Origin of the sequence: Bacillus infantis (assembly GCF_008180445.1) — a bacterium.
Lineage (GTDB): Bacteria > Bacillota > Bacilli > Bacillales > Cytobacillaceae > Bacillus_AB > Bacillus_AB infantis_B.
Genome location: NZ_VTER01000021.1, coordinates 1 through 12,523, shown reverse-complemented (window position 1 = coordinate 12,523; position 12,523 = coordinate 1). Strand labels below are relative to the sequence as shown.

13 protein-coding genes are annotated in these 12,523 nt (G+C 39.8%); 5 read left to right on the top strand and 8 right to left on the bottom strand.

Annotated elements, in window-relative coordinates:
- Positions 1–100 precede the first annotated feature (100 nt).
- The 4 genes from FZD51_RS24755 to FZD51_RS24740 all read right to left on the bottom strand — a co-directional run bounded on the left by FZD51_RS24755 (position 101) and on the right by FZD51_RS24740 (position 5,522).
- Positions 101–856, bottom strand: a complete 756-nt coding sequence (locus FZD51_RS24755; protein ID WP_148977110.1) for a hypothetical protein — start codon at positions 854–856, stop codon at positions 101–103.
- Between the two features lie 1,208 nt (positions 857–2,064).
- Complete coding sequence (locus FZD51_RS24750) at positions 2,065–3,294, bottom strand: multidrug effflux MFS transporter (RefSeq protein ID WP_148977109.1); 1,230 nt, start codon at positions 3,292–3,294, stop codon at positions 2,065–2,067.
- A 227-nt stretch (positions 3,295–3,521) separates the two neighbouring features.
- The gene (locus FZD51_RS24745; protein WP_148977108.1) at positions 3,522–4,736 is read right to left on the bottom strand and encodes a plasmid pRiA4b ORF-3 family protein; all 1,215 of its coding nucleotides are present in this window, start codon (positions 4,734–4,736) and stop codon (positions 3,522–3,524) included.
- A 231-nt stretch (positions 4,737–4,967) separates the two neighbouring features.
- Complete coding sequence (locus FZD51_RS24740) at positions 4,968–5,522, bottom strand: DUF7686 domain-containing protein (RefSeq protein ID WP_148977107.1); 555 nt, start codon at positions 5,520–5,522, stop codon at positions 4,968–4,970.
- 571 nt (positions 5,523–6,093) lie between these two features.
- Between FZD51_RS24740 and FZD51_RS24735 the strand changes: the two genes are divergently transcribed.
- The 5 genes from FZD51_RS24735 (at position 6,094) to FZD51_RS24715 (ending at position 9,238) form a co-directional block, all read left to right on the top strand.
- Positions 6,094–6,441: a CopG family antitoxin gene (locus tag FZD51_RS24735; protein ID WP_187445890.1), complete on the top strand. Its 348-nt coding sequence runs from the start codon at positions 6,094–6,096 to the stop codon at positions 6,439–6,441.
- 138 nt (positions 6,442–6,579) lie between these two features.
- Entirely contained in the window at positions 6,580–6,810 is a 231-nt protein-coding gene (locus FZD51_RS24730; protein WP_148977106.1) for a hypothetical protein, read from the top strand.
- A complete protein-coding gene (locus FZD51_RS26930) occupies positions 6,803–7,069 on the top strand; it encodes a type II toxin-antitoxin system RelE family toxin (protein ID WP_148977105.1) in 267 nt (88 codons plus the stop codon). The genes FZD51_RS24730 and FZD51_RS26930 overlap by 8 nt, the downstream gene beginning before the upstream one ends.
- Before the next feature lie 875 nt (positions 7,070–7,944).
- On the top strand, positions 7,945–8,655 hold the full coding sequence (locus FZD51_RS24720) for a MerR family transcriptional regulator (protein ID WP_148977104.1): 711 nt from the start codon (positions 7,945–7,947) through the stop codon (positions 8,653–8,655).
- Entirely contained in the window at positions 8,639–9,238 is a 600-nt protein-coding gene (locus FZD51_RS24715) for a PIN domain-containing protein (RefSeq protein WP_148977103.1), read from the top strand. Before FZD51_RS24720 ends, FZD51_RS24715 begins: the two co-directional genes overlap by 17 nt.
- A 210-nt stretch (positions 9,239–9,448) precedes the next feature.
- Here FZD51_RS24715 and FZD51_RS24710 read toward each other — a convergent pair whose 3' ends face one another.
- The 4 genes from FZD51_RS24710 to FZD51_RS24695 form a co-directional block, all read right to left on the bottom strand.
- Positions 9,449–9,793, bottom strand: a complete 345-nt coding sequence (locus FZD51_RS24710) for a type II toxin-antitoxin system PemK/MazF family toxin (RefSeq protein WP_187445889.1) — start codon at positions 9,791–9,793, stop codon at positions 9,449–9,451.
- The gene (locus FZD51_RS24705) at positions 9,783–10,016 is read right to left on the bottom strand and encodes a hypothetical protein (protein WP_148977101.1); all 234 of its coding nucleotides are present in this window, start codon (positions 10,014–10,016) and stop codon (positions 9,783–9,785) included. The genes FZD51_RS24710 and FZD51_RS24705 overlap by 11 nt, the downstream gene beginning before the upstream one ends.
- A 1,183-nt stretch (positions 10,017–11,199) precedes the next feature.
- Positions 11,200–11,565: a type II toxin-antitoxin system HicB family antitoxin gene (locus FZD51_RS24700; RefSeq protein ID WP_148977100.1), complete on the bottom strand. Its 366-nt coding sequence runs from the start codon at positions 11,563–11,565 to the stop codon at positions 11,200–11,202.
- 479 nt (positions 11,566–12,044) lie between these two features.
- The coding region (locus FZD51_RS24695; RefSeq protein ID WP_187445888.1) for a transposase at positions 12,045–12,523 on the bottom strand (479 nt) is incomplete at its 5' end.

The window sequence follows — 12,523 nt, the reverse complement described above, 5'->3', positions numbered from 1 at the left end:
ATGAGAATGAACGGGATCCAAGAAGAATTTTTTCTCATGTGAATACGTAGTCCCTTTCTGTTAATAGACCCCTGCCTAGAAAGGCAAGGGTCTATTAGAATTAATTGATACTAACTACTGCCATTGGACGGTAATCTTGGCCATTGCTACCTCTAACAAGTGCTGAGCCATTATGGGTCAGAGTTGTCATATTTCCACCTACAGCCGTACCACCTGAAAATTGTGAAGTGTGGTTATTAGCCGAATATTTTTTTTCACCAAGATAAGTAGCTGAACTTGATGTACCCGAAAAACCTGGTGGCCATGATATACTCATACTTATACCATTAATCGATAATGTATGATCAATTCTCATAAACTGCGCAGTACCTGAACCTTTCCACTTACCTACCGTACCCCCATGAATTCCATCCCAGTGAGTTCTTCCGTAATACCAATGGTAACCACCCACACTTGTGAACGCTTCTGCATATCCATTTGAACCAGTTTTTGTTCCATATCTGTAAGCTTCTGAGCACTTAGATATACATTCTTCTGCACCCAGTGTTGAAAAACCCCGCGTGCTCTTAGTTGAAGATAATCCGGCTGGTCTCGCGCCTTCTTTCAATTTTGATTCCACTTCATCATAATATTTAGCTGCTTCTGCCTTATCTAACTCTATTAATAAATCCTCAGGATTTTCTGCATTAGTAATAGTTATAATTCCTTCTGTAACCTGTTCAACTTCTACAGGAGCCCCATTAATTCCTTTAATATTTTCTGTCTTTAATTCTTCAGATGCTGCAAATGTATTTGTAGAACCAGAAAAAATACTGAGGGCAATAATTGAAGCACCTATCAACTTTAATTTCATCATTTTTTCCTCCTTAGTTGACTAATCATGAACATGTTGTACATCTCCAATATTATTATTCTAGCCAGTTTAAAACTCCTTAAATTTCGGGTACGGTTTACTATTTGTGACAATCTAATTCATAGATGACCCCCTTACGTACTACTAATATACCATTTTTATTCCAGCTATTATTTTGCTCAGATACAGGTTCTAGCAAATTCACCTACAATCTCCTAACGATTGCTATTAATTTTAATGACTACTATAACTATAAGAATATTATCGACAAATTTCTACAAATCTGGATAGCAGGAAATATTATCTTCAGTGGAGTGATGTGTTTCATCACTTGGAGAAATTGCTGTTATATTTGCTTCTTAAGAGTTTTGTGATGCTGAAGGATGGGGTGCCGTTTGAAGGAAATTGTGCTGAATATGGGGCAGTATCACCTTTCTATTTATTTACTGCGGGCGAACCTGTGGTTATTACGTAAGAAAGATGGTTTTTTATAGCTATTCATGGATTCAGCGTGTGATAAAGCGGTTGGAAAAGCCCGGCCTGATCACGGCGGAGCAGTATCCGCATGGTTTTTTGTTTACGGTGTCTGATGTGGTGGAGTCTGAGAATGGTCGAAAGCTGGCTGAAGGTACGTACGACCGAGGATAGTTTAAAACAGACAGATTTTTTTGATGACTGCAAGTGAAGCAGTCGTGGAGGACTCGTGAATTGAAACTGCAAACACAATCGAGAAAAGTAAGAAAAAAAACAAAAACAACATTTCTGAAGAAGTCCGGAGAGCAAAAAACACTGCTGCTGCTGAAATTCATGGTGAGGAGGAGCAAAGGGCTTTTTCAGACAACAATCGATTTGACAGGGGTTGAGCGAATCTGTGAGCTGCCTATTCGACTTAGCAGCTGACGGCATCTACGGACGAGCAATGACAATGTGGAGCTGGGCGTAAAAACATAGGACATATTCAACTCCCTAATCACCACAAATCTACAGAACTCATTTGCCAGGATTCCTAACCCTACAAAGACTGTAAAGGAATCCGTAGTGGGTGATGACACTGAAGGCAGTGCTTTAAGAATGTCTCTTCGAGAGCTATACCTGAAGGATTACAGAAGGGCCTCTTTACCCTTGGGGGTCATGCCCCGGTATTCTATCCAAAATAAAACACCTCCCCTTCGATCTGTTATCGAGTAGAAAGGTGTTTTTAAGATTATATATTACAAGTTGTTATGCACAGATACGTCTGGCCCTTTTTGATGTAAAGAAGCTTTCCGGACTAATAAGAAGTAAGACAAGAAGGCCAAAAAACTCGCAGCCAAAATAATAATCCCCATCGGAATCGCTGAATACTCACCTGCTACTCCAACAAGTGGAGCTGTTATGGAACCAAGAAGGAACGGCAGCACCCCTAATAAAGCAGATGCACTTCCAGCCACATGCCCTTTTGTTTCCATCGCCAGAGAAAATGATGCTGTTCCAATAATGCTGATGGACATTACTAAGAAGAAAATAGGAAGCGCAACTAACAGAAGCGGTGCCTTTAGTAAAAGGGCCGTGAGCAAAAGAATAGCAGCTGTATTGGAAAGCCCTAGTCCAATTTTCAGGAATGTTTTTTCCGGTATATAATCTGCTAATCGGCCAACCAGTTGAGTTCCTATGATTAAGCCCACTCCATTGACTCCAAATAAGAAGCTGAATACTTGAGGGGAAACGCCATAAATGTTTTGGTAGACAAAAGAAATGCCTGACACATAAGCAAAGATCCCGGCTGTTGTAAATCCTTGAGTAAAGGCATATCCAGCAAATTCACGGTCCTTTAATAACATTCCAAAGTTCCCGATGACCTGCTTGAAATTCCCCGGTACCCGTTTTTCAGCTGGCAGCGTTTCTTCAAGTTTCAAGGTAACAATGAATGTGAAAATCATGCCGATACCAGCCAGGACAATAAAAACTCCTTTCCAGCTCGTAAACGTCAGGATCGCACCGCCTATAATCGGCGCGATGATGGGACCAAGATTTCCAACCAGCATTAAAGAAGCAAAAAACTTCGTTAGTTCCCGCCCACTAAATAAATCCCGTACAATGGCTCTTGAGATGACCAGTCCCCCTGCAGCTGCAAAGCCTTGAATAAAACGGGAAATGATCAATGTATAAATATTTGGTGCAATGGCACAAGTGACAGAGGATAAAAAATACAAAGTAAGGAAGATAAGCAATGGTTTACGGCGGCCATGCACATCACTCATAGGTCCTATAACTAATTGACCTAATCCGAGCCCTAATAAACAAGTGGTCAAACTGATTTGAACCAGCGAAGCATTCGTATGAAAATCATTAACTATAGTAGGAAATGAAGGCAAATACGTGTCAATCGTAAATGGACCTAAAATGGCCAGTGACCCCAACAGAAAAGCTAGCTGTACTCTTTTTTTCTGTGATAAGTTCAATTTTCTATCGCCTTTCTAATGAAGTAGATTAATGGTATGATAGCACCTTTGTCATTGTATAACTTTATGAAAGGTTTTTCACTAGATATGCAACGTTATTATTTGGTATTTCGGGGTTAACTCATAATATTAGGCTGGTCTCCCATAGTCCACTAAAAAAGTTAGGTCCCTTGTCCTGCTCTTTCCCATATATAAAAAGAGCCAAGGTACCTGTCCCTATAGCTCATTTACTCCCCCGGCACCCCCACCACTTCCACTTCAAATTCCCGCTCTTCTCCAAAGTCATATAAGTAAAGAAACCGCTGGCCGTTCTGTAAATCAAGCTCACCGATTCTTACTTCATCAACATATGGCCCTTGGACATCCATCGGGGAGTTGTATGCATGCTTGCCGAATTTCTTTCCGTCCATATAGAAAGCGTATAGGTGGTCATCATACAGATCAAATTCTTCATGAATGGCATCATGCAATTGCTCGAGTGTATCGGATCCCGAAAGCTCCATTACCTTACAGTCACCACCCTCCATGTTTACTGCGAACCGGTAGGCGCCCTTCACATAAATGGGCTGCGGCTTCTCCAGGATCGTTTCCAATTCGCCTGCAGGAAAGAGAGGCTTCAGCAAAGAAATCAGAGATGGTATCTCTTCCTCCTCTGCTTCGGACAGATCTTCTTGATCAGGCAATTCAAACCACGAAGAAAGCAGCTCGAATGACTGCTCCAAAGGTTCTTCCCCGGCTGGATCCCAGGCATCCAGCAGCGCTTCTTCTATCTTTTTAAAGAAATGCGTTAGGGTAATCGTTTTGGCCACAGTGAGTTTGGGTCTGCCGGGACTGCCTTTTGATTTTTCTTCATCCTTTTCAAAACGCCAGAACCCGAAATAGGAAAAATGATGAAACAATTGCCCATATCCCCTTAGCAGAGACTTTAATTCTCCATGCATAGGGATGTCCAGCGGCTCCTCAGCCGGAACTTCTTCCAGTTCACCAAGCAGCACAGGAATATAAGGGACCCTTCCCCATTGCTCACCCTGAAGGACCTCCCAGTCAATTTCTGTCCAGAATGCCTGCAGCAGCGTGACATATTGCTCTGTTTCAGTCAAAGCTGAGAATTGATTGATTCGCTCCTTTTGAATCAGGGCTTTAGCTGTACTTGGCGTACGATTCACTCTCATAAAATCAAGCGTAATGGAAAGATGGTAAAACAAGTTAATCAGCGGATATCCGGTTTGTGTCAGCTTTGGATCGGTTTTTGCAGCGCTATCTTCCAAATGTGCGCAAATCGCCTGCAGGTCCTTTTTGGTAAAATAGCCGCTTGCCCGGGTAAGCTTCAGCTTATGAGAAGTAATGTAGTTCAGATATTTATGGAAATCTTCCAGGATAGAGGAAGGATAAGTGCTTGTAATGACCAGCTCGTCCCGCAGGTTTAAATCATCCTTTTTCATGGCAGAACCCTCCAGATAAAATTGTTTAAAATCCTGGTATTTCTAATGATCAGCAGCATAAAGCATTGAAGTCTATTCGCACCCGCTGCACTTCTTTTATGTTTCCATATAGGAAGTGTATCTTAGCCTCTTCTTACGCAAACCAAGCAGCTAATCAAACGTTTGATTAACAACACCCAGCCACTGAAATGGTGAAGAAGCAGTATGGAACCTGGCTTTCTTCCCGCATTTTCAATCCGTCATATCCAACACCTTGATCTCAAACTGAAACCCCTCATAAGAACGCATCATTTTCCCGAATTCTTCCCAGGTAAATGGCCTTCCGTCCATAATGACCAGCGGCACTCCGTCTGCGGTTTCATCAAATTCAAACCGGCCGGAGGCTTGATCCTGGATGATAGAATGGTATATCTGTCCATTGGGAAATGTCTTCGTTTCGATCTGTTTTACGCTTATCCCGCTTCTCACTTTTGCGATAAGCCGGTTCAGGAGATCTCCCTGATTTTCACTTAACTCACCATGAACGGCAAATTTGTAGCCCATTTCAATGTTTTCCGCAGCTTCCAAAAAGAGGCCAAGCGGGTCTACCTTCCTATCCACACGAAAACTTCGGCTAACGCCCTCATAGTCTTTAAGAGTAAAAGACTCAATCAGCGGCTCCAGCTCCACCCCTAAATTCTCTGCTATCATGTCATTGTAGCAGGAAGAACAAAGCTTCTCTGTCTCATCTCCGGACCCAAAATGAATCTTCACGTCTCTTGTACCGCATTGTTCACACTTTGGCATAACCATTTACCTCATTCGTTTTTCTTCTATTATACAATTTAATAAGGGCACATTTCCTAAACAGAACTTAAAATATAAGGACGCAGCCTGTTTCTTTTGGGTATTGAATGAAGTTCCAGATACGACCCCATGTTTCTTTCGATAGTGCTGGGTCAAGCTCTCGCTTCTATAAAACCAAGACATCATACAAACATCTTAACTCTTCACTGATATGAGGTCTGGCCCCCGCTTTTCGTTATTAAGTTTCCCTCAAACAGGATATAATGTATGTATCAAAGTATATACATTAAACTGATGAGGAGGAACCAAGGTTGGGATTGATGGGGATGACCATAATGAACGGAAGGTCAAAGCACATGGAATAGACCCAGAAGAAGCTGAGCAATCATTTTAGATCCTGACAGAATTCCTTTGGATGCTCATACAGCAAGAAAAAAATTAGTTGGAATGACAGAAGATGGCCGCCTGCTGACAATTATTTACGAAAAAAAGAATAAAATGATTCGAGTTGTTACAGGATGGGAGTCCGCTGAATGGAAAAAAATCTTATTTTAAAAGTAGGAGGATTGATATGAGTACAAACCCTTTCAACGAAGAAAAAGATGAATTAGGCAGAGTAATCATTGATGATCCTAATTTAATCCCAAAACATATGACCGAAGAAGAAGAACATCTATATTGGGAGAAGCACGCAATGAGTCAGCGCTTATTAGAAGAAAGTATCATTGAAGAAGACGACGATGAATTGCCGCCGCCTAGAAAATCGTCGACACAGCCTATTAGCTTAAGAATGGAAAGTGACTTACTTTTTCGCTTGCAGCATTTAGCCGAATTAAAGAACATTCCTTATCAAACTCTTTTAAAGCAATTTGTCACAGAACGAGTTTATGAAGAAGAAAAAAGAGAAAAGGTATATTAAAAAGCAGAGGCTGGCAGCTTCTGCTTTATTTCACAATCAAAAAAGAGATAATGAGCCAAGGTACCTGCCCCCTTGGCTCTCTTCCAACCCCATATCGTGTATAATAAGTACAAGAAATTTCTTTATGAGGTGGTTATTTTGAGTATTCAAAAAGAAGACCTTCACTTGCTTATTGATCTTGTGAAAGAAAAGGATAGAAATCTCGTTTATCATCTTCTTCGCGTAGTGATTGAAAAAGAAAGTGGAAAAGAGACGATTGTAGAAGCCGATAATTCCCCTTTAACCGAGAAAGAGAAAAAGATACTAAAACAGGCTGAAATGGACATTGATAAAGACGACCTCATTAATTGGGAAGACCTTAATGGCTAGGTATACTATAAAACTTAGCAAACCCGCTGCTAAATACTATCAAAAGCTGCCACCGAAGCTAAAGAGCAAGGTCAAGGAAGTGATTAATCAGCTTGGTGAGAATCCCTATGCTATACCCAATGTGAAACCTTTAGAAGGTTCAAATCACGATGATTATCGCATTCGGATCGGATCACTCCGTTTATTATACCGCATTCAAAATGACAGGCTGATTATCATCATATTGGATCTTGGGCCTCGAGGAGATATTTATAAATAAGGCATTTTATCAGATAATCTTTCCTTAAGAAGCACATAATTTCTTTCTTCGTCTGATTCTATTTATTTTTCCTCTCAGCTAATCCTACTCGCTTTCAATCATTACATCAGACACAACCCGTTCAAATGACACTTCCTTGTTTCACCATGTGTATTAAATGATAAGAACCTTTATATTCCCCCTCAACTTTCGCTCGCTCGCTCGCTTGCTTTAAAAATCCCATTAAGATAAGATGCGGTGTCAAATTTTTCTCCTTCCCCAAATATGAGGTCACTCAACGATTTTCAGTATTTACCATCAAAATGAGTTGCCTTCGCTTTGCAGACAACGGCTCTATACTCACCATCCACTAGCTTTATTTCTACACTCATGCGGCTCATTTACTTTTCATTAAACAGGAGCAAGCTATTTCCATACCCTATAAAAATAGTGCATCACTCTGCATTCATACCTTGCAATGTTCTGCACTTTTATTTTGCAACAAACACCCGTATCATGGACAAAATCACCACCAACTTCCGGACACCTTGCACCATCTTTCACCAGCAAATTAAGCATAAAATAAATAACCTTCAGCATTACTACAATGAGTAATACAGCAGCGTATTTGGCTATTGGTAAATGTAATGCACAGCCCGGCCATCCCTTGACTAAAACTGTTTACAAACCTGACAGACCTGGCCAAACCTCACCATTAACTTTACTTAAAAAATCACACATCAACCCAACACATTGTGAAACAAGAAAATGCTGGGAGTGATAGGCATCCTAAGCCAGACTCTGTGAAACATTCGATTTCGCCGCAACTGTTGAGTTTGTTGGTTTTGTTGTTGGTTTTTATGGTATACTAATCACATGTAAAGGGGGGATAATTTATGATTCAAGACTACATGGATGAAAAATTATGGGAAACTGCTCAAATCCTTCTGGAAGAAGAGAGGCCTGACCATGCTCTCCTTGTAATCCACTCGATTGCCTCGCATGCTATTGGCAGGTATAGCGGCAAACACGTTGATGTTTGTATAGACGATATACCTAAAAAAGAGGTTAAAACGGAACAACTTAAACTTATGGCGCAATTATCTAAAGATGTTTCTAATTTGGCGAGTCATGGTCAATATACCGAAGCACAAGAAAAGGCTATGGAATATCTAGATGGTATTGTTAGCTTATTGTCTTCAAGCTCTCAAGAAGAATATAGACTTCGCAGAAACCTTTTTAAGCACCTGGTACACATTGATAATGGAAACACAAACAATACTGTCTTATTCAACACAATAACAATATCACCACAACCAGGTGAATTTACCCCTGGCACCTCTGTTGATACATCAGTTGCTACTGCAGTTGAAACTTATACTACAAGTGAAGTTGCTTCAATCCTTCATGTATCTGATCAGACTGTAAGAAGAATGTGTGAAGCCGGAAAGTTCCCAAAGGCGGAACGTACTAGCGGCGGACACTGGAGGATTCCAAGAGAATACTTCAAAGTAACCTTAGAGCAATCAAAACAAATTAATAAAGAATTAATAGATATTCGCAATAAGTCAGAAGGTGGAGGAGAAGTGGATGAGTTCAGCCTTTAATCAAACACCTTCCCTTTCCACCTCCCATTCTAATACTTCAAAGGCTCTAATTGATACAACAGTTTTATGTGGGGCCATTCGAAAACCGGGTGGCATTAATGAGTCCATTTTAACACTAGCGCGCGCAAGTATTTTGTTTACTCCTGTCCTTTCTAAAGTATGTTTATTAGAGTTCCAAAGGAAGGCTATAGACGGCCTGGGTAACATAGCATATAGCCCGGATGAGGTAGAACGGTATATTAACGGGTTCATTTACCCAATTCTGGATGATCATCCTCCGGTAAATTCCGTGGTCGGTCGTTATAGCATAGAAACAGTACTCCGAGAACACCGTCCAATTAAGGAAGTACTGGAATTGTTATCAGGATATACACTAAAAGAGGTGGATGATCTAGCAGCAAACCAAGAGTTAAGTGAACCTTTATATTCATTTGACCAGAATGATTTCCACGTTTGGGCGACAGCCATCCAGACAGATTGCCATTACATGGTTACTGCAAATTCAAAACGTTTTCCGAAAAAAATTGGCACCATTCAAAGGATTCACCCTAGTGATTTTTATAATATGTTGACCGGTGAATGAAGAAACAGACTTTCCCTTTAATTTTGCCAAATGAAAGGTGCCGTAGGTGAGTGGTATGTAATTCTTCGTGTGGTGATTGAAAAAGAAAGAAACAGGCTGAAATGGACATTGATAAAGGCGACCTCATTGATTGGGAAGACCTTTACCGGGGAGTGACAGGTAACCAGGATACGACGAATGGGGAGTGACTATGCATATGAAGCGATACTATTAATCAAACAATGCATCGAACATAGATTTTCCTGTTTGAAAATCTTCTTCATCCATAACTCCTCTTTTTTGATCAATTAAACTATCTTCTATGGTAAAAATCTTATTTGGCAAGATCCATTGATCATCATAAAGTAATCCAACTGATTTTGTTTCTTTCAGTTTGTGTTCGTATCGATCCTTACCGATTTTCTTTTCTTGGCTAGTAATAGCTAAGCAAACATACTTACCGTATTGATTGTAATGATTTTCACAGCTAATAATTACAGCTGGTCTTTTTTTAAACCCTGGCCTATCGCTAAAAGGAAAAGGGACTAGGACAATATCTTGCTTTTTATAGGTCATTGTATGCGTCATCCTTTTCGTTGTCCCAGTCTTCTTCAAGGGATTTATTTGCGATACCATAATATAAACTTTCTTCTTCTTGATATAATAAATCCTTAATCATTCCTTTAATGCTTTTAATATTGGTGGCAAATGCATTCTTTTCTTCTTCGGGCAAAGATTTCATGAATTGCTCAAGCTTATCTATCTCATTCATAACATCATCTTTTCTGAGTGCAGGCATATGTTCCACCTCTTAGTTTTTTTATTTAATTATTATATCAGCTAAAAGGATGAAATATCCATTTTCATCCGTGTGATTTTTTTGCTCCCTTATAAAGAAAGCCTGAATTCTGAATTTACGGGTTTTCAATCAACCAGCACTCTTCTTTTGTTCCTGAACCAATAGCCCTACCCTTTATCATAATAACCTATCGGAGGTCAGAATGCAGGAGCAGACCCCTTACCTTTTATACACCCCCATTACATACATCAACACATCAAACACATTCGCAAAACTTTTATTGACGTTCTACTTTATCTGGAAATTGAAGGTACTATGTGTCCTAAGATTGACGAATTTACTGTTCAAAGTGAAAGGAAATGAATGTGGAATCAGGCCCCCGCTTTTGTTCTTTACATATTTTCTAGTATATCTTAAAATATGATGTGAAGAATTCCCCTGGAAGAATAGTCCTCTAATATATGTAATAGGAGAGGATTTCGCTTGAAAACTTTAAATATCTTTTTGTTCTTTATCACATTAATTGTAATTTTTGGGATGATAACTCTAATTCCAATTATAAAAATTATTTTTGACTCGTAAGCAATATCAAAATGATTTTCTAATTTGCTGGTGGGAAATAACACTTATAGACTTGGACAGTTTGATTACAGACCTTAACTAAGTATTTTAACGCCAAACGCAGAAAACTAATTCTTCAAACTCGGATTATTCTAAAGGGGCCCTTCTTCAAAGAAGGGCCCCTTAATACAAAATAATCAAATACACCCAGCTTAACTTTACTCTAAGATACACCTTCATTAGGCTGAAGTAGCAAAGGGTTCTAAAATATGGAGGCAATTTAAGGGTTTATGACTTCAATTTCACATACAACCCCTGCTACCACGTTCCTTTAGAAGCCTTTACTGCTGGGTTATGATGATCAGATTATTGAAAAGGGCACCTCTTGACTCAAAGAGCTGCCCTTTTAACAAAATAAATTAACATAAACTTTAATGCGCACATTTCCCAAACAGAACCCGAAAAAATAGGAACGCAATTGATGTTTCTTCAGAGCATCCAATGAAATGCGAGATGCGTCCCCATCTTTCTTTCGACAGTGCTTCGTCAAGCTCCCGCTTTTTTTAAAACCAAGACATCAAACAACCACTTTAACCTTTCACAGATTGTGGGCTCAGTCTCCCTACTCTACACTCCTGGATAATTTATAAATCATATATTGATTCAAAGAAACTCCTTCTTGAGCAGCTTCCCCAGCAAGTCTCCAATGCAAAGTTTTAGGCATTCTTAATACAATTTTTCCGCTTGGCATTTCATTAGGTTCAGGGATTTTATCATTGTGTTCTAATTTAAGCTTAATATAATCTTTCTTAACTTCCTCTAGTTCTTTCATTAATTCATCTACTGTATCTGCATCGGTATGGCAGCCTTCAAGCTCGGCAATCTTCCCAAAATAATATTCATGATCATCTTCTTTAACCTTATTGATAATAATGGAATAATCCAAGGAAAGGTAATAATTCAGATTCTTTGTTGTTACATTGCTCATTCATGTACTCTCCTTTATAGTGGATTGGTTTTCAATATCTAATTATTTTATATTAGAAGGCAGGAAAGGGGATTAATCCCCTAGCCTATCCAGGATTTCATTTATATAGGAAATCTTCAACGGATTCTTTTCCTTGATCATCATTAAGTAGCCAGCATCATTACTGAAGTAGCGATGAGACCCTCTACTTCGTACAAGAATATAACCATAATGAATAAGCACTCTTTCAGCCCCTTGGCTGCTGCTTCATTTTGTTAAGTATTAGAGATCTATGCTGGAAATACCCTTCTTACCTAATAGTACCACATATAGTATCACGAAACAAAATAGAACATATGAACAGGTTTTCCCTTCCACTTTTAACAAGCCCCACTTTTCCCTTAATGAAGTGAGGTGGAGGCTTAAGGGTATCATGAATACTGCTTAAACTTTCAAAAGCCAAAATCCGTCAGCGTGAAGAGCCGAAAGTGACATTCACCCTAATCCTCCTCCAAACAATACTCCCTATACTTCACACCCCTCTCCCCCTCACTCCCTCCAAAATACCGAAGAATGATTCCTTTGTTTATATAATCAGGCAATGGAGATCCGCCATTCATATAGAAAGGAAAACTGCTCCACGGATAGTCTTTGAGATTTTGAACCATTCTGGCTTCCAGGGGATTTCGGTGGATGTAGCGGCTGACTTGCAGGATGCCTTCATCATCGGTGATTTCGTGGCTGTAGAAGCGTTTTTCGAATAGGTGGCCTTTGAGGCGGTAGCGGGTGTTGTAGTAGTCGGCATAGCGTTTATTGACCAGAGACATGATTTTGCTGATGGAGTGTTCCTTTGAACGGAGCATCAGGTGGAAGTGGTTGGTCATGAGGCAATAGGCGGGCAGTTCAAAGGGGAAGTTTTGATGGGTTTTGCTTAAGATATAAAGAAAGGTTTTGTAGTCCCCGGGGTAGACGAACAAGG